General features: G+C 54.1%; 12 protein-coding genes. 5 read left to right on the top strand and 7 right to left on the bottom strand.

Annotation, left to right across the window (positions count from 1 at the left end; all coding sequences use genetic code 11):
• Position 1: 1 nt before the first annotated feature.
• Positions 2–598 (top strand): 3-isopropylmalate dehydratase small subunit, encoded by a 597-nt coding sequence (leuD, locus tag PXG97_RS06555; protein WP_276496948.1) that lies wholly within the window; start codon positions 2–4, stop codon positions 596–598.
• Entirely contained in the window at positions 586–1,707 is a 1,122-nt protein-coding gene (gene leuB, locus PXG97_RS06550; RefSeq protein WP_276496947.1) for a 3-isopropylmalate dehydrogenase, read from the top strand. Before leuD ends, leuB begins: the two co-directional genes overlap by 13 nt.
• Positions 1,708–2,019: 312 nt before the next feature.
• On the opposite strand, the gene PXG97_RS06545 is transcribed toward leuB, so the two are convergent.
• The 7 genes from PXG97_RS06545 to PXG97_RS06515 form a co-directional block, all read right to left on the bottom strand.
• Positions 2,020–2,433 (bottom strand): c-type cytochrome, encoded by a 414-nt coding sequence (locus tag PXG97_RS06545; RefSeq protein WP_276496946.1) that lies wholly within the window; start codon positions 2,431–2,433, stop codon positions 2,020–2,022.
• A gap of 1 nt (position 2,434) precedes the next feature.
• On the bottom strand, positions 2,435–3,907 hold the full coding sequence (locus PXG97_RS06540) for a PQQ-dependent sugar dehydrogenase (RefSeq protein ID WP_276496945.1): 1,473 nt from the start codon (positions 3,905–3,907) through the stop codon (positions 2,435–2,437).
• A gap of 489 nt (positions 3,908–4,396) precedes the next feature.
• Positions 4,397–7,504, bottom strand: coding sequence for a type III restriction-modification system endonuclease (locus tag PXG97_RS06535; protein ID WP_276496944.1), 3,108 nt, complete (start codon positions 7,502–7,504; stop codon positions 4,397–4,399).
• Between the two features lie 33 nt (positions 7,505–7,537).
• The gene (locus PXG97_RS06530; protein WP_276496943.1) at positions 7,538–8,290 is read right to left on the bottom strand and encodes a hypothetical protein; all 753 of its coding nucleotides are present in this window, start codon (positions 8,288–8,290) and stop codon (positions 7,538–7,540) included.
• 31 nt (positions 8,291–8,321) lie between these two features.
• Complete coding sequence (locus PXG97_RS06525) at positions 8,322–10,190, bottom strand: site-specific DNA-methyltransferase (protein ID WP_276496942.1); 1,869 nt, start codon at positions 10,188–10,190, stop codon at positions 8,322–8,324.
• Positions 10,180–10,479, bottom strand: coding sequence for a helix-turn-helix domain-containing protein (locus PXG97_RS06520; RefSeq protein ID WP_276496941.1), 300 nt, complete (start codon positions 10,477–10,479; stop codon positions 10,180–10,182). The genes PXG97_RS06525 and PXG97_RS06520 overlap by 11 nt, the downstream gene beginning before the upstream one ends.
• Positions 10,480–10,830: 351 nt before the next feature.
• Complete coding sequence (locus PXG97_RS06515; RefSeq protein WP_276496940.1) at positions 10,831–12,936, bottom strand: copper-translocating P-type ATPase; 2,106 nt, start codon at positions 12,934–12,936, stop codon at positions 10,831–10,833.
• 292 nt (positions 12,937–13,228) lie between these two features.
• On the opposite strand from PXG97_RS06515, the gene PXG97_RS06510 reads away from it, so the two are divergent.
• Genes PXG97_RS06510 through PXG97_RS06500 form a run of 3 tightly spaced genes read left to right on the top strand, consistent with a single transcriptional unit; the run spans position 13,229 to position 18,677 of the window.
• Positions 13,229–14,788 carry a vitamin K epoxide reductase family protein gene (locus tag PXG97_RS06510; RefSeq protein ID WP_276496939.1) on the top strand — a complete coding sequence of 520 codons (1,560 nt, stop codon included), beginning with the start codon at positions 13,229–13,231 and terminating at the stop codon, positions 14,786–14,788.
• The gene (locus PXG97_RS06505) at positions 14,772–16,109 is read left to right on the top strand and encodes an amylo-alpha-1,6-glucosidase (protein ID WP_276496938.1); all 1,338 of its coding nucleotides are present in this window, start codon (positions 14,772–14,774) and stop codon (positions 16,107–16,109) included. Before PXG97_RS06510 ends, PXG97_RS06505 begins: the two co-directional genes overlap by 17 nt.
• Positions 16,110–16,145: 36 nt before the next feature.
• Complete coding sequence (locus tag PXG97_RS06500; protein WP_276496937.1) at positions 16,146–18,677, top strand: cation-translocating P-type ATPase; 2,532 nt, start codon at positions 16,146–16,148, stop codon at positions 18,675–18,677.
• Positions 18,678–18,737: the final 60 nt, after the last annotated feature.

The following is an 18,737-nucleotide window of genomic DNA, read 5'->3' as shown; positions in this document are numbered from 1 at the left end:
CATGGAAAAGTTTGATATTCTCCGATCGACGGCCGTACCGCTGCCGATCGAAAATGTAGATACAGACCAGATCATACCTGCCCGATTCCTGAAGGCTACCTCACGGGAAGGCTTTGGTGAGAACCTCTTCCGCGACTGGCGCTACAACAGCGACAACACGCCTAAGGCTGGCTTCGTGCTGAATGATGCACGGTACCAGGGGCAGGTATTACTGGCCGGTAAAAACTTTGGCTGCGGCTCCAGCCGGGAGCATGCTGCCTGGGCCTTGTATGATGCCGGTTTCCGGGTCGTTATCTCCAGCTACTTTGCCGATATTTTCCGGGGGAACGCCCTGAATAACGGTCTGCTGCCGTTGCAGGTAACTGACCAGGTGCTGGAGCGGCTGTTTCAGCAACTGGAGCAGGACCCGCAAACAACGCTGATCGTGGACCTGGAGTCTCAGCAACTACGCGTGCCGGTTTGGGAGGAGGTCATCCCTTTCGAGATTGACCCTTACAAAAAGGAGTGCCTGTTGAACGGGTATGATGACATTGATTTTTTAGTGAGTCAGAAAGAGGCGATTGAGGCCTACGAAAAGAGAAGACTATGGGTGTATTAAATAAAAGAATAGCTGTTTTAGCTGGGGATGGTATTGGCCCGGAGGTATGCCAGGAAGCTATAAAAGTATTGAAAGCCGTCGGCGAGAAGTTCGGCCATACGTTCACGTTTGATAAGCAGCAAATGGGCGCCTGCGCTATAGAGGCCACCGGTGACCCTTTGCCCCCTGAAACGCTGCAGGCCTGTTTTGAAGCAGATGCCGTGCTATTGGGAGCCATTGGCGACCCGAAGTATGACAATAACCCGGCAGCCAAGGTAAGGCCGGAGCAGGGGCTGCTCCGGTTGCGCAAGTCTCTGGGGCTGTTTGCCAACATCCGACCCGTCACAGCCTATCAGATGCTGCTGCCGCACTCACCGTTGAAGAACGAACGCATCGCCGGGGCCGACATGCTGTTTTTCCGGGAACTGACCGGTGGCATCTACTTTGGCGAGAAAGGCCGTCTGGCCGACAGTGCCTATGACCATTGCACATACAGCCGTTTTGAGATTGCCCGCATAGCCCATCTGGCTTTTCAGGCTGCCCAGAACCGCCGCAGAAAGCTAACACTCGTAGACAAAGCCAATGTGTTGGAAACCTCCCGCCTCTGGCGTGAGGTGGTGCAGGAGATCAGCCCTTCTTACCCTGATGTGGCGGTGGATTACCTGTTTGTGGACAACGCGGCCATGCAGCTTATCCTCAATCCGAAACAGTTTGATGTGATTCTGACGGAGAACATGTTCGGGGACATCCTCTCTGATGAGGCCTCCGTGATCGCAGGTTCGCTGGGCTTGTTGCCATCGTCATCTGTGGGACAGGAAGCGGCTCTGTTCGAGCCGATCCATGGTTCGTATCCGCAGGCAAAAGGCAAGGGCATTGCTAACCCGATCGCCACTATTCTTTCCGCAGCCATGATGCTGGAGCACTTCGGGCTACTGCAGGAGGCAAGCCTGGTGCGCTATGCTGTGGAAGAAGCCCTGGACAAAAAGATCGTGACACAAGACCTCACTTCCTCTGAAACCGCTTATTCTACAGAGCAGGTAGGGACGTTTATCGCCTCCTGCGTGATGGGGGGCGTACTGGAGGGCCTGCACAAGGAGAATGTGGAGATCGGAATGAGCACCGTGATCTAACCTAATCTTTATACCTGCCAACACCCCTGAATAGGAGTTCGTGAGGGAAAATAAAACCTAAACCACCAGCTATGGCTGCGCTAGGCGCGGCAGCGGTTCATTCCAAACAGCCAGGTAAGCCTGGCTGTTTGGCTGTTTGTTATAGGAGGGGAGCAGAATTGCTGCGGATATCAAGTGTGGTCTTGATAAACAGCAGTCTCTGATGCACAGCACTCACCTTACCTGTTTCATCCTTAATCAGAACGAAGAGGAACCGGATTTGACGCTACTTCTCTGAAGGGCCGACTGCGTCTGAAAGAACTCCAGCCATACTTACTGTTTCACGAGGTTTTCCTCGAGCGGCTTATTTTTCTTTAGTTCTTTGATGTAGCTCACCAGAGCCTCCAGGTCCCGGTCAGAGATCTCCTCTTCTTTAAAAGATGGCATTCTGCCCAGCCCGAGAAGGAACGCCTTGCTGCGCACCCTGAACTTGAGCAGCCCTTTGGGAAGCGGCACATTGTTAATGGGCAGCCCGACGCCGGCCTCACCCCCTGGGTGGCATTTCTGGCAGTGCTGCATAAACACCAGTTGCCCGCGCTCCAGTTGCTCAGTGTCAAGGTTAAGAGGGCCGCTGATAGGTTCACCTCGTTTTGCGGTGCTGCAACCGCCTGCCACGATGAGAAAAAATAACCCGATACAGCAGGCAAGTCTTCGCAACCTTTTGAGATTAAGGAAAATGTGTGCCATATCAGTTGCCTCCTTCCTTGGTTATCTTCCATAGAACACCCGTTCCCTGCTTGGGAGCTGGCCCCTGTTCAGTCATTTGCATGATGCCGAAGTCAACTACGTAAAGTGCCTCCCCGCTGGGATCAAACGCTGCGTCGATTGGGCGCTCTAATCCACCTCCGCCTATTTGGGAGGCGGGGCCATTGGTCTTGCCTTTGTTCACCGCAAAATCTTTCACGATACCCGTCTGCACGTCTACCCGTACCACCTTGTACCCAACTGGGCCATAGATACGGCCAACTTCCGGGGCCATATCCCCGAACTGGGTAATAAAAGCCTGCCCCTCATGTCCAAAGCCGGCGCTGGTTGAAAAGGTAAAGCCGTTAGAGGAGGAGTGAACCCCCAGCGTGGCTACAGGACGGGGCGGTTGCTGGGGGTGCTCCGTCAGCAGGAATTCAGGATCTTCTTTGTTGGTCTCATAGTCTTCAGTGTTCAGGGCGTCGCCTCCCGAGTAGTCTGGCCACCCGTACCATGTGCCGGGACTCACAGCCCAAAGCCAGTCGCCGTTGCCATAGCCTGGGCGGCTCCCGCGGGTATCATAGGCATTATCTGTCACAAAGAGCCGGCCCTCTGGCGAAAAGGCCAGCCCAAATGGATTTCGGAAGCCCCACGCGACCAGCTCCAGCGCACCTCCGTTCACCGGTACGCGCATTACGGCCCCAGAGCAGGGGAGGCTGCCTCTTATAACCTGCCCAGGCTGAGAGGGTGTTCCGTAAGGCAGAAAGGCGCCAGTAACAGCCTTGTCTTTCCCGTCAGGGGTAAGAAGGTTGTCTGACTCAAAGTTTTGGCCGACGAGCGTGATGTCCGCACAGGGAATGTCATGAAAATCAGGTGTTCGGGAGAGCCAGCCGTAGTTGTAGTTGTCAGGGCCAACCACACCGGAGTTTGTAGCAGTGCCCTGCCCAAAGTATACGTAACCGTCCGGGCCTATAGCCGGCCCGTTGGTGTGGTGGTCGCCAAAGCTCGGCAGGTTCTCCACCAGGCGGGTGATGCTCCCGTCCGGCATTATCCGCAGTATCCTGCCGCCTTCCAGGGTGCCGCCCTCGGCCACATAAAAGGCCCCGCCCTGGAAAGCCACACCTGTCCAGGGGCCGTTCTTGTCGCCGGCTGCCACCTGTGACGTACTGCCGTCTGATGCTATCCGCAGCAGGCGCGGTGTGGTCCAGATCTCCCCGTAGGAATACCCGGCCTCTACCACAAACACGTTCCCATCGTCGTCAAACGCGACACCTGTCGGGTAGGTGAGGCCGGTTGCTGCCACTTCGATCTTATAGCCGGAAGGCAGGGCGATATCCGCAGGCTGAAGGGGGCGCGGCTGCTTATCGAAGCTTTGCGGCCCTCCATAGTGGCCCCGCAGTTTGTAGCAGCCCTGGAGGGTGCCCAGCAGAAGTAGTGCCAGCAGGAAGCGCTGTAGAATGGTAGAGCGTTTTTTCATAGCGTGCGGATTTCAAGAATAGGGATAGTATTATTCAATGTTTCTTCCATACGATATTTCTGGATAAGTGGCTTACTTCGGAAACAACTGCAGGGAGCGTTGATTCAAAAGAAAGTAGGGGGACCACTTTCGCTCTTCGTGCATCACTATGGCTGCTGCCACTCAACCGCAGAAATAAGGCCGGTGATTCGATGCTTATCGCTTCGTGTGCCGCCCAGAACCACCCAGGCAAGTATAAACAGCGAGCCGGTACCAAGATTGGTTTTCTGTTAACCCTTAGAGTAGCTAAACAAGGCGTATGGGGCCCTGAACTTCACCAGGGGAGAGTAAGACACTTTATGAAAACTGGGGGACAGGTATAAAAGAAAAAAGGAAGCCTGCCTGTAGTTGGCAGCTTCCTTTTCTCCTGCTTTAATAGTAGCCTCGTGCTGCTTCTAATTAAAATGCAGCACGAGGCGAAGGTTGTTAAAATATCAAGTAACTCCTGCTTCAGTTCTGTACCAGGTTTTCGCTCTGAATGATGGACATCATTTTGTCATAACTACTCACACGTTCGAATTTCACTTCCTGACCGCTAATCAACTTAAAGTGCTCATCGGCACAATGCAGCTTTAGGCGCTCAATTTCACGTACCTGCAAGTCAGAGTCCGACCCTTTAGTTTCGGCTATAAAGTAAATATGCCGTTCCTCGCCCTGGTCCAGCACAATGGCCCAATCCGGGGTATAGTTGGCTACAGGAGTCGAAATGTAAAAGCTCTTAGGCAATTTCGCATACACCACCACCTCAGTACTGCTTTCCAGCGCCTTGGCAAACGCTGTCTCTATGTTCGATTCTGTGATAAGGTAGTCGTAGATGTGTTTTTTTAATGGTTCTGTAGAACGGAGTACCTGCCTGTCATTGGTGAAAACGGTACTTGCGTCATACCTGTGTTCGGTCTTGTGGTAGATGATGTTGTTGATGATAAGGCTAGCCTTTGCCTCGTTGATAAGCCTACTGCAGCCTGCAATAAACGCCTCCGGGTTTTTACGGAGCAGCAAGAATTTTTCCTCGCTGATGGCTTTAAGTATGGCAACGATGGTGCTGCGGGTCAGGTGAGTTAGCGCCTCTATTTCGCCAACAAGATCATACAAGGCTCCAGTAGGAGCAGTGTCCTGTACTCTCAGGCTTTGGCGGCTTTCCTCTTGTAGCAAAGTGCCTTGCTGCAGCTGCTCCTTCGTGCCATACCGCTGCTCGCCGGTTTTTATTTCGTAGGCCCGGTCTGCTATGTGCAGCTGCACATCAATCTTTCGCTTACTGTCAAGAATCAGCTTTTCGGTGTCAAACCTTACTTCATAAACTGTTTTCAGGTTGATCTTTTGCCAGAGCTCCTGAAACTCTTTTTTACGAAGGTTATGGTTGGGTCCCAGCATGATGGTCTGGCGCTCATCCTCCGGCTTAAATGCCACCTCTGCATACACAGACCGGAGCAACTGCACCACAGCATCCTGGTATGGCGCCAGGTGCTCCGGCAGTACGAGTCGGTGCTGTTCGATAAGCTCTCTGCCGAGCGCGGTGATCCTATCATCAGCATCCAGTATGTCGTGCTTGTAAAGGAACTTGTTAAGCTTGTGTGCATCCTGTTCTGTGAGTCGATAGTTCCCGTTTGTTGCATGCTGCAGTACTTTGCCCGCCAAATATGTCGCATCAGCCTTTCGCGGTCGGTCCTTGAGCGTTTCAGCAATCTCTTTCTGTAGTCCTTTCGCGAAGGCCTCATAGCTCTCCGAGGCGATAACCGTGAGCTTGTTTATATCATGCACCTGTTCCCCCACAGTCTCGAAATCCTGGCGGGTGCCGTATTTGTTCACGCACAGGCGCATGCCGCGGCCTACTTCCTGCCGGCGGCGGGTTTGGCTGCCACTGTCTGCATTCTTGAGGGCACAGATCTGGAAAACGTTAGGGTTATCCCAGCCTTCCTTTAGAGCGGAGTGCGAGAAGATAAAGCGTGTCGGCTCCTCGAAGCTGAGCAGACGCTCCTTGTCTTTCATGATCAGGTCGTAGGCAGAGCTGTCGTCCGAATCCTCCGAGCCGCGCTTTACTTTAGGGTCAACCGCTTTCCCTTTTTTATCGACGGAGAAATAGCCGCTGTGTACTTTGCTGGCTATGTCACGACTGAGGTAAGCCATGAAATCCTTTTGTTCTGGATTCTCCTGCTGCCAGTGGGCCATAAACTCATCACGGGCGCTGCTATACTCTTCTTCGAACAGGCGGGCGTAAACACCAGGTTCCGGCTCCCCGGCCTCGTCATAAACCCGGTACTTGTCAACCGAATCAATAAAGAAGAGCGAGAGCACTTTTATGCCCTTCTCGAACAGCTGCTTTTCTTTTTGCAGGTGGGACGTGATGGTTTCCCGAATCTGTACCCTGCGGAACACGTGCTCATCCTCGCTGTTTAGCATTTCGCCCGCATAAATGTCTGCGCCACCAACGGTAATTTTGCTTTGCTGGCCGTTGATTTCGGTCAGGACCTGGTTTTTATAAACGGGCATGCCGCCCGACAATTCGAAGAAGTTAGCTCCTTCCTGCAGCTTTTGTCTTTTACGCGAAACGGCCCCGGCTTTAGTCCGGTACTCATACTCCACTACAGCCACAGGAGGCCTGTTGGCGCTGAGTAGGATCTGCTCCACGTATAAATAGCCTGTTGTGCCGGTGGCGCTTTTCAGGCTGATGCCCTTTACCTGTATTTTCTTAACCAGGCGCTTGTTGTAAGCGTCCAGCGCATCCAGGCGGTATACTTTGTTATACTCGGTTTTGTGGGTGGCGGAGTAGCGCAAGGTGAACAAGGGACTAAAGTCCTGCATGTTTTTCAGCGTCTTCCCGCCATCCACAGACTGCGGCTCGTCGATGATGAGAATCGGATTTGTCTGGGCGATAACATCAATTGGCCTTCTTGTACCGAACTGGTCCAGCTCCTGGTATATTCTTCTGGCATCTGCACCACTGGCGTTAAAGGCCTGGGTGTTGATGATCATGACGCTGATGCGGCTGTCGGATGCGAAACTCTCAATGGCCTGAGGGTGGGCGGAGTTATAGATGAAAGGGCTTATCTTATGCCCATACAGCTCCTGAAAGTGCTCCTGGGTTACCTGAAATGATTTGTAAACCCCCTCGCGTATGGCTATACTTGGCACAACCACGATAAACTTACTCCAGCCATACTGCCTGTGCAGCTCATACATGGTACGGATGTAGGTATAAGTTTTACCCGTGCCTGTCTCCATTTCTATGGTGAGGTGGTAGCCTTGTTTTATACCTTTAGGCCGTTCCAGCTGCTGGCTCTCATGCAGGTCGTTTCGCTGTTGTACTGCCTGTATATTAGTTAGCAGCTGCGCGTCCTGGATCTGGATAGGAGTATTGCGGTAGCCGATTTCCTCCAGCACCTCAGCCTCAAAAGCATACGTTTGCTGGCTTCCCACTGCCGCCTGCCTTGCCTTCTCAAGAAGCGACCTGCTTCTCTCCAGCGTAAACCGATTTGTTGTGAGCGGTTGGCCGGCAAAACAGTCAACGACGGCTTTTACTGCCTGAACCTGAAAGTCCTGCTGCTTAAATTTTAACTTCATAGGATGATGGAAGCAACGGGGCTTCTGCTTGTGTTATTCCTGGTTGATCAGGTTAAAAATTTCTATGGTGTCGAGGGCTTTGCTAAAGGGAACAACACGGAACTTCGATTCCTGGTACGCTGCTGCGGCTACTGCATCATGTGGCCGTAGGGTTTTCTCCTTTGAGACCGCGTCATCCGTCATCATGTCCCAGGTAGCTCCCCCCGTTAGGTATACTTTAAAGTTATCCTTCTTTGCTACCTCCAGAAAACTTCTCCCTTCCGGAATGTGAAAGAGAGTTCTGGTATAAAAGTCTTTCTGCACCTCGCCGGGTTTTACGGAGTTAGAGTAAGGGCCAAGTATATCAAACTCTTTTTCCTTGTGGCATATAGAGAACGTGATGCCAATCCGGGGAAACGAGGAGCGGACCTCGATGCGCTTCTCATTGGACAGCACAACGAGGTCAATCTGTGCAGATGCAGCCGTAAATTCGGTATAATCCACGATGTCTCTTCCTGCTTTCTGGTTTAAGTACTTTTTCCAGCAGTACTCTGCCAGAAGCCCGGCTGCTGCGTTATTCAATATTTGCTCCTTTTCCCTAGGATGCGTTGCATTGTTGGAGGCAGCCGGATTGACAGCCTTGGCAAGCGCTTCACCCTTGGCAAAAACTTTATTCAGTAGCTTTTTGTGGCTCTCATTAGATGCATAATCAAACGCGGTATAAACAAGCCTGAAAGGAGATACTCTGTTCGAGTTTTTATACTTCAGCTCTTGTACGCAGTTGATCGTCTCTTCTTTGAAAGTCATAGCAAAAGAATCAGCAGGTTATGGGTATGGTTTAAATCACTTTCATCTCCGTTTCAGGGCTAAGCTGCTTTAACAAGTGCTTTACGTTTATTTTGGCAGTATCGCTCCTGAAGCCGGCGTCGCGGAAAACGATGCGCTGGGGAGCCTCCTGCGCCAGCGCCTTAGCGAACTCCTCGTCCAAGCCTTTGTCGAAGCAGGCATGGAGCAGGTTCCCACCCACCCGGAACACCTGCTTGCCGGCAACAGCCACCTGTTCTATCCGCAGGGAGAGGGGCAGGCCCCAATCCAGTATGACCTGGGCCAGTAAGTCCGCTGCCGTTCTGTCGGGCTTGATGTTGTCTGCAAACAAGTCCAGTATACTTTGCTGGTAATCCTGTGGCCGGTAGTACACGTCCTGCATGTTGCTGCTGTCCAGGCGGTAGACCCGGAAACCGTAGTCGATGTCGGCGCCCGTCTCTTCCTTCACCTTCCTGGCCGCGCGCCGGATGCGCTCCTTGCCAATCTCGCAGATGTTATGGTAGCCAGCCACGTAGGCTTCGCTCTTTTCGTCCGTGAGCTCCGGTAACTGCACCATGATGTACTTTAAGGAGCCGCGGCCCTCCGCGTTTTCGACCATCACAGCATGCGCCGTGGATGCCGAACCGGAGAAAAAGTCCAGCACGGTATCGTCTGCCTCACAACTGCTCTGGATGATTGTGGATAGCAACTCGATGTTTTTAGGGTAATCGAACAGGCCCTGGCTACTGGCATCTGACCTGGAGGCCAGGATATCCAGCCAATTGGTGTTCCGAAGTATACCTTCCGAGGGAGCGATCCAGTTTTCGACGCCTTTGTTTTTACCTTTTCCGTCCGGGTTTCTGCGGATAAACTTTAACTGTTTGCCCGTAGCGGCCCAATATTCTTCCAACGTCATCTTCTCCTGGTAGTGCTCCAGGTAAGTTTGGTAGTTGGCAACGGCCTCCAGTGCCGTTTCCTCTTTCCATTTCCACTGGCCTGTTTCAGGAGTGTGGCCAAGGATGTCATAGCGCATGGTGGGTCTGTCGGCGTCGTTCCAGAAGCCTTTCCAGTAGCCTGCTGTCTGGCGCTCTTCTGAGCTCTCCTTGAACACGGGCTTGAAAGAAAATTCCGGGGATTTAGCATAGCACACAATGTACTCGAAGCCCACATTGAACGTCTTTAGCCCAGCATTCATGAACTGGCGGTTCAGGTTCTTATCATGGCGCCGGGCAATAAAGGCGTTCCGGAAATTTGACTCTCCGAATATCTCATCGCATACCTTGCGGAGGTTGCTCAACTCGTTTTCATCGATGGAGATGAAAATAGCGCCATTCGCTCGAAGCAGGTTCCGGGCTAGCTTCAGCCTGGGGTAGATCATGGTGAGCCAGTCGGAGTGGTAGCGGCCAGCCGTTTCGGGGTTGGCAAACAAACGCTGGTTGTGGTCATCTGTTTGGCCGCTTTCCAGTGCGTATTCCCCGGCACCTTGCCTGAAGTTGTCTTTGTAGACAAAGTCCTTCCCCGTATTGTAAGGCGGGTCTATGTAGATCAGTTTGATCTGCCCCAGGTAGCTTTCCTGCAGTAGCTTCAGCACCTCCAGGTTGTCGCCTTCAATATAGATATTCTCTGTCGTCTCAAAATCAACGCTGTCAGCAACAATCGGGCGCAGCGTTTTGGTACTGGGCAGGTTAGCCGTTACAATGGCCTCACGCTTCCCCGGCCATTCCAGGCGGTAGCGCTCTTTGGCACCTTCCACTATCTCAGCGCTCAGCTCCTGCTTTAAAAGGTCAAAGTCAATGGCTACACCGGTTGCGGTTTCGGTAACGCAGTGAGGAAACAGCGCTGCAATTTTCTCTATATTTCTTTGAACCAGATCTGGTGTGGCTAAATCAAGTTTATCGGACATACCTATTTTTTATATCTTCTACACAGGCAATAGCAGCGGTCAAGGCCTCCACCTTATAGTTTTCCCCAGCTACTGTTTTCACCACCTTGTCTGCTAACCAAAGCGTCAGGAGCTCTTCCTGTGGTTGCTTGAAAAAAGCGGAGAGGCGGATGATATCTTCTTTCTTAAAGTATCGTTCGCCTCGCTCCATTTTGCTGAGCATGGCCGTATCCATGTCCAGCAGGGCGGCTAACTGGCGAAGAAGTATCTTGTTCTCTTCCCGGAGCGTTCTGATCCTATTACCTATCACTTTCTGTCTATTTTGTTTTAGACTTGACAAATTATGGACAATATATCGAGTTTATTTAATGTTTAAAGCTCATTTTATACTTTATTTTTTTAAAGGCACCGCAAGGGAGCAGGTGGCGGATGCCGCTCTGAAGTATAAGCTACAGAGTAAGTATGGCGTAATCTTTTCAGTTAAGAAAGGGGGAGGTATCCACACCATCCCGTGGCAGTGGCTATCAACGCACACCTTTTCCGGCATTCGTTTCTGAACACAGGCCGTGTTCACAGCTTTGTGCCTGTGGGCTAAGGCTGTCTAAAAGGAGGGAGGTCTATACCAACTAGGGTTGGAGGCATCTTCTTTTTCTTGGGTGCATTATTTGATCTGCCGGCGCAAAAGCTGTGCGTTGATAGCCACGATCACCGTGCTCAGGCTCATAAGAGCCGCCCCCACAGCCGGTGATACCATGATGCCCTGGTGGTAGAGCACACCCGCCGCCAGTGGCAGCGCCACCACGTTGTAACCGGTGGCCCAGATCAGGTTCTGGATCATCTTGCGGTAAGTGGCCTTGCCGAAAAGGATGAGCGAGGCGATGTCCTGCGGGTTGCTGTTCACCAGGATGATGTCGGCCGTCTCGGCGGCTACGTCGGTGCCGGAACCCACGGCAATGCCCACATCTGCCTGTGCCAGGGCAGGGGCGTCGTTCACCCCATCGCCGGTCATAGCCACAAACTCGCCCTGTGCCTGTAGCTCCTTTACCTTCTCCTGCTTCTGGTGCGGCAGCACGTTGGCCAGAAAGCCGTCCATCTGCAGCTGCTCGCTCACGCTTTTAGCCACGCGCTCGTTGTCGCCGGTGAGCAGCAGGTTTTTGATGCCGTTCTCCCGCAGTACCCGTATCGCCTCCCCGGACTCTTCCCGAATCTGATCGCGCATGGTGATGTAGCCCACCGGCTCCCCCTCCACGAGCACATACACCACTGTCTCCACGCCTTCTTCGGCCTGGCTGTCCGGAATGGCAACGTTGTACTCTTTCAGGTAGTTTGGCCCCACCACTTTCACGTCACGACCCTCTACCATACCTTCCAGCCCTTTGCCCGGCAGGTAGCTGAAGGCTTCGGATGGCGGCACGGCTATCTTTTCTTCCTTTGCCCTGCGCAGTATACTTTGTGCAATGTAGTGCTCGGAGTTCTGTTCCACCCCAGCGGCCAAACGTATCATTTCCCGCTTGTCCCTACTTCCAAAGGCTACGACAGAAGCTATCTGGTGGGAACCCTGCGTGAGGGTGCCGGTCTTGTCGAAGATGACGGTGGTGATTTTGCGGGAGTTCTCGAAGGCGGTGCGGTTGCGGATGAGCAGGCCGTTATTGGCCGACACAGCCGTGGAGATCGCCACCACCAGCGGCACGGCCAGCCCGAGCGCATGCGGGCAGGAGATCACCATCACCGTCACCATCCGCTCCAGCGCAAAAGCCAGGTTCTGGCCAAGTATAAGCCATACGGCAAACGTACCAAAGCCAGCGGTCAGTGCCACGTAAGTCAGCCATTTAGCGGCCCGGTCCGCCAGGCGCTGCGTCTCAGACTTGGTTTTCTGCGCCTCCTGCACCAGGTTGATCACCTTGTTCAGGTAGCTTTCCTTGCCCGTAAACTCCACGCGTACCCGCAGCGCCCCGTTGCCGTTGATGGAGCCGCCAATCACTTTCTCGCCCTTCGTTTTTTTAACGGGTTTGCTTTCGCCAGTAAGCATGCTCTCGTTCAGGTGGCTCTCACCGTCCTCCACCACGCCGTCGGCGGGTACTTTCTCGCCGGGCTTCACCAGTATCAGATCGCCTTTCCGCAGGTCTTCGATCCGTACTTTCACTGTCTCCCCGTCACGAATCAGCATGGCCTCGGCGGGCATCATGCTCACCAGCAGTTCCAGTGCCTTGGAGGCTCCCAGCACCGAACGCATCTCAATCCAGTGGCCCAACAGCATGATCATGATCAGCGTGGCCAGCTCCCAAAAGAAGTCCATGCCCTCCAGCCCAAACACGATGGCCGTGCTGTAGAGGTAAGCCACCGTGATGGCCACTCCAATCAGCGTCATCATGCCCGGCGAACCTTTCTTTACCTCCTGCGCAAGGCCGGTCAGGAAGGGCCAGCCGCCATAGAAATAAATGATGGAGGAAAGTATAAAGGCAATGTACATGCTGAATGGAATGTCCAGCGAGAAACCCAGGATGTGCTGTACCATCGGGCTGAGAACAATGACAGGAACAGACAACACCAGCGACACCCAGAAACGCTTCTTAAAGTCCTCGATCATCATTCGGTGATGGTCATGTCCGTGCTCGCCGTGCGGCGGGTGGCCGGTGGTGTCGCTGTGCATCGCGTGCTCGTGGCCATGCAGCGCCTTTTCTTCCAGCCGCTCTTCTGCTTTACTTGCTTTTTGCCCTGCCTGGCGGTGGGTGTTATGGTGCTCGTGCTGTTCGTGTGGATGTTGCATCTCTAAAGTATGTTGCCGGACAAACTTATCCATCTGTAGTAAAGCGAGAAATGATGCGCGTCATGTTTGCGCCCAGAGTGTTTATACTTGTACTTGGCAGGAGGAGATGCGTTGCAGGTTTTACTTTAACAAATGCATCCTATCCTCATCATCTGTAAAACTATTACGGCATGGGTCGGGTAAACCTTAGGATGATGCCGCAGCTCAAGCAGCAACTTATTCCGCAGCTTGTCTAGTCTCGGCGCATCGCTGCCAGGGCAGCAATAGTTGTAGGATTTAATGCATACCGGATATGGATAAGAATAAGCACAAAGGCAACGGGCAGCACGAGGGCGGAGGCATGGGCATGCGCGGTGTTACCCGACCAATGGCCGAGAAGCAAATACGGGGGCACAACAGCAAGATGCAGGAAGGGGAGGAAAGTGGAGGAGAAAGCCACCAGATGAAAATGGACCCCGAGATGCGGCAGAAGATGCTGCACATGCATCACATGCAAACGCTGTGGGTTTACTGGATGATCATCATACTGGGTTGCTGGGTACTGATTTCTCCCTTCACCTTTGACTACAGCATCGGCACGGTCAGCCCGTCAGGGGGCAGGAGCGTGTGGTTGTCCCTGGAGCAGCGCATTGCCTTTATGAAGTGGAGCGTCATCATCAGCGGAGCTCTTCTGATCTTCTTCGGGTGGCGCGGCCTGACGCCCAACCGCCCTGTCAGCCTCTGGGTCTGCTGCTTTGTGGGCATCTGGCTTACCATGGCCCCCATCCTTTTCTGGTCACCGTCTGCAGTGGCTTACCTGAACGATACCCTGGTAGGGGCGCTCGTCATCGCCCTGACCATACTTATCCCCGGCATGCCCAACATGATCCTATATATGAAAATGGGACCGAAGGTGCCGCCGGGCTGGAGCTACAACCCCAGCAGCTGGCCCCAGCGCTGGATCATGATGGTGCTGGGTTTCTTAGGATGGATCGTGTCGCGCTACCTGGCGGCTTTCCAGCTGGGTTACATCGATTCGGTGTGGGATCCGTTCTTTGGAGGCCAAAGCCAGCAGGTGCTTAACTCCAGCATGTCGCACTCGCTGCCGATTTCGGATGCTGGCTTAGGCGCCATTGCCTATACGTTCGAGTTTCTGATGGGCTGGATGGGCAGCCCCGCCCGCTGGCGCACCATGCCCTGGATGGTGGCTGTGTTCGGTATATTGGTCATTCCGCTCGGCTTGGTGCACATCTTCCTGGTGATTTCGCAGCCCGTGATGGTGGGCGCCTGGTGCACCTTCTGCCTGCTGGCCGCTGCCATTATGCTGCCCATGATCCCGCTGGAGGCCGATGAGGTGGTTGCCATGGGCCAGTTCATGAAGAGGAGAGTGCAGCAGGGCGAAGGCTTTTGGAAGGTTTTCTGGAAAGGCGGTACGGTAGAGGGCGGCGAGCAGGAGGAGCATGCGCCGGAGCTCCTGGAATTTCCGCAGGAGCCGGGCAAGGTATACGCTTCCTCTATCTGGGGGATGAGCTTTCCGTGGTCGCTGTCATTAGCTGCATTGCTGGGCGCGGCCCTGGTGTTTGTCCCTGGCCTGTTCGGTGTACCCATTCAGGATACCGTGGCGGATGTGCTGCACCTGTCGGGTGCGCTCATTGTGGTGGTGTCTGTTATCTGCATGGGCGAACCGCTGCGCATTGGCCGTTACCTGAACGTGCTGCTAGGCCTAGTTGCGGCTGCGGCTCCCTGGTTTCTGGGGGGGCAAACGGGGCTCAACATCACATCGCTTATACTTGGTCTGGCTGTCGCCGCACTGGCTATTCCCTTAGGCCCCATTACGCAACGCTATGCCGGTTGGGATGAATACATCAAGTGAAAGTAAGGCATTAAGCCCTGGGCAGGGGGTGTTGCCGGACGAGGAGTTAAGGGAGCGGGTGCGGGCCATGCTGCACCGAAACATGATCAGCGGGAAGCGGTCAGGATACAGTTACCACTTCACCAAACCATCGCCGGAAACGTACCCTTTTCAGTTTTTCTGGGACACCTGTTTCCATGTGTTCACGCTGTCAGCCCTGGGCGAGGTGGATATGGCCAAGAAGCACATGCGCAGCCTTTTTGAGATGCAGCAGCCGGACGGTTTCGTGGGGCACATGAGCTACTGGAAGCGCCTCTGGCCAGGCCGTGTGACAGATTTGCTGCAACTCAGGCCTGAAACTGTCCTGCACCTGCACCAGCCGCACATGTCGGCGCTGGTGCAGCCGCCTTTGGCCGCACAGGCTGTCCTGCGCATCTATAGGGGCGATCAGGGTAGCGACTTTGTCAGGGAGATGCTGCCTCGGCTGAAGATGTATTACCAGTGGCTGGCCGACAACCGCGACTTTGAGGGAGAGGGCTTGCTGTCCATCATCTCCCCGTTTGAGTCGGGCATGGATTGGAAAGCCAGTTACGATCCTGTGGTAGGTTATAGCCGAGGGAAAGCAGGCCCACTGCTTTTTTGGAAGTTCCTGCAGGTGGATGCCTTAAACTTTCTGAAAAATTATAACCTCCCCGAGATCTACGGCAGCAACAGGTTTATCGTAAAGGACGTGGGTTTTAACACTATTTATGCGCAGAATCTTTGGGCGCTGGCAGAGCTCTGTGCCATACTTGCCGACGCGGACGAACAAAAATTTAAGAGGCTGGCACTGAAGACGGAGCAAGGCATCCTGCGCTACATGTATGATGCGCAGGACGCGGCCTTTTATGACCTGCACGGACATCATTACGAAAAGCTAAAGATCCGGACCGGCACGATCTTTTTTCCGGTGGTGCTCAGGAGCGTGCCAAAAGAAGTATGCCAGCGGGTGCTGGAGTTGCACCTGCTGCACAAAGACGGCTTTCATGTGCCCTTTCCATTGCCCTCGCTGGCTGTGGATGAGGCTGCCTTTAACCCGGGCGAATCGCTTTACCTCTGGCGCGGGCCCACCTGGGTGATGTTTAACTGGTTTATGCAGGAACACTTGCTGGAGAAGGGCTACACAGAGGCGGCAGAAGGCCTGCTGCAAAGCGTAAAGCGGCTTATTAGCAAGAGCGGCTTCAGGGAGTATTACCACCCGTTTACCGGAGAGGGCAACGGGGCGGAGGACTTTACCTGGTCGGGGTTGGTGGTGGATATGATGGATAGGCAGCGTAGGTACAAGCGAGAAGGCAACATGTAAGAAGGCAGCTTTCTACAGGAACAATCACTCTATCGTATGGCTAAAGTCACAGTGCCGGAGCAGCGTGCGCACACCCAGGGGCTAAGCACAGAGCAGGTGCTTGCGGCAAGGGAGAAATATGGGCTCAACCGGCTGGAGGAGCACAGGGAAAACGAGCTATGGGCGGCACTCAAGGGTTTAGCCAAGGAGCCTATGGTGGTTTTGCTGCTTATCGCCGCCCTGATCTACTGGATCAGCGGCGATGTGGGCAACAGCATCTTCCTGGCCGTAGCCATCCTGCTGGTGGCTGCCATCTCCCTGTACCAGGACTCCCGCAGCCGCAGTGCACTGGAAAAGCTGCGCAGCTTCACACAGCCAAACTGCAAGGTGATTCGAAACGGGCAGGTGGAGGAGATCAGGAGCGAGGAAGTGGTGCTGGGCGACAGCCTGATGGTGGAGGAGGGGAGCCTCATAGCGGCAGATGGCAGCATTGCGCAGGCAAATGACTTTTCAGTGAACGAGTCCATTCTGACCGGGGAGTCAATGGCCGTGTTTAAGGACCAGCACCAGGCAGACCATTTTATTTACCAGGGCACTACCGTCGCCAGTGGTTTGGCCATTGCCACGGTGACAGCCATCGGCAATGATACCAAATTAGGCAGGATCGGCAGGAGTATGGAAAGTATAGCCGAGGAGGTAACGCCCCTGGAGCTGCAGATTGAGAGCTTTGTCCGGAAAATGGTGCTGCTGGGTGCTGTCGTGCTCACCATCGTGTGGGGTGTTAACTTCTTCCAGACCCATAACATGCTCGACAGCCTGCTCAAGGCCCTTACCCTGGCCATGAGCATCCTGCCGGAGGAGATCCCGGTTGCTTTCACCACCTTCATGGCCCTGGGTGCCTGGCGCCTGATGCGGCTTGGGATCGTGGTGAAGCAAATGAAGACGGTGGAGACGCTAGGCAGCGCCACGGTAGTCTGCACCGACAAAACCGGCACCATCACCGAAAACCGGATGCAACTGGACAAGGTGTTTGCCCTTGCCTCTCACCGGCTTTGCCGCCTGCAGGATGAACTGAACGAAAAGGAAAAGGAACTCATCCGGGTGGCGATGTGGGCCAGCGAACCAATCCCCTTCGACCCTATGGAGCTTTCGCTGCATGAAGCATATAAAAAGCTGGCTGCAGTGGACGAAAGACCGCACTACCGGCTGGCGCACGAGTACCCGCTGGGAGGCAAGCCGCCTATGATGACCCACGTGTTTGAAGACAGTCAGGGCAGGCGCATTGTGGCTTCGAAGGGTGCTCCGGAGGCTTACTTCAACAATGGCGGGCTCACGGCAAGCGAAAAAGCCGAAGTAGAGGGAGTGATGCGCGAGTTGGCGGGAGCAGGTTACCGGGTACTGGGCGTGGCGGAGGCGGTGTGGGATGGCGCTTCGTTCCCGGCCACGCAACAGGAGCTGCCGTTTCGCTTCAAAGGCCTTGTCGCGTTTTATGACCCGCCCAAGCAGGGCATACAGCAGGTGTTCGCAGCTTTTTACGCAGCCGGCATCGACGTGAAGATTGTGACCGGGGACAATGCCGCGACGACGGCGGCCATTGCCCGGCAGGTAGGTTTCCGGGGCTACGACAAAAGCCTGTCAGGAGAGGAGCTGATTAACTTACCCGAGGCGGAGCTGTCGGAGCGGGTAATGGAGACGAAGGTATTTACCCGGATGTTTCCGGAGGCCAAGCTCCGCATCATTAATGCCCTGAAGGCAAAAGACCAGGTGGTGGCCATGACAGGCGACGGGGTGAACGATGGACCGGCGCTGAAGGCAGCTCATATTGGCGTTGCCATGGGCCGAAAAGGGGCGGAGATAGCCAAACAGGCTGCCTCATTGATCTTGCTGGAAGATGACCTGAGCAAAATGGTGGATGCCGTGGCCATGGGGCGAAAGATTTACGCAAACCTCAAGAAAGCCATTCAGTACATCATCTCCATCCACATCCCGATCATCCTGACAGTATTCATCCCCCTGGTGCTGGGCTGGAAGTTTCCTAACATATTTTCACCGGCCCACATTATTTATTTCGAGTTGATCATGGGGCCTACCTGCTCCATCGTCTATGAAAACGAGCCGATCGAGAAAAATGTCATGGTGCAGAGGCCGCGCAAGTTCTCCCAAACTTTTTTTAATTGGCGGGAGCTGGCCACCAGTGTCGTGCAGGGCCTGGTGATCACGGCGGGTTCTTTGAGCATGTACCAGTATGGCGTGCAGCAAGGGTACAACGATGCCCTTACCCGCACCATGGTGTTCACTGTGCTTATCGCGGCTAACCTTTTCCTGACTTTGGTCAACCGCTCCTTTTATTACTCGATGCTCACCACCCTAAAGTATAAGAACAACCTGGTGCTACTAGTAATCGGCATAACCATAATCTTGTCAGGCTTGCTGCTTTACGTGGGGCCGCTGGCGGGCTTCTTTGGTTTTGTTTCCTTAAGTATGCACCAGCTTGTTTTGGCTATAGCCGCAGGTTTTGTTTCTGTGGTGTGGTACGAAGGCGTGAAGTGGTGGAAAAGGCGAAACCGTAAAACAGCGAAGGCGCAGTAAGGGCAGCAGTGTGGTTTGACCGTCACGGCTGCCGAAGAAGCCCAGCATCGGGCGCCCCTT

The organism is Pontibacter litorisediminis (assembly GCF_029360645.1).
In the GTDB taxonomy this organism is placed as follows: domain Bacteria; phylum Bacteroidota; class Bacteroidia; order Cytophagales; family Hymenobacteraceae; genus Pontibacter; species Pontibacter litorisediminis.
Note: the sequence above shows the minus strand (reverse complement) of the source record. Positions and strands in the feature narration are given on the sequence as shown.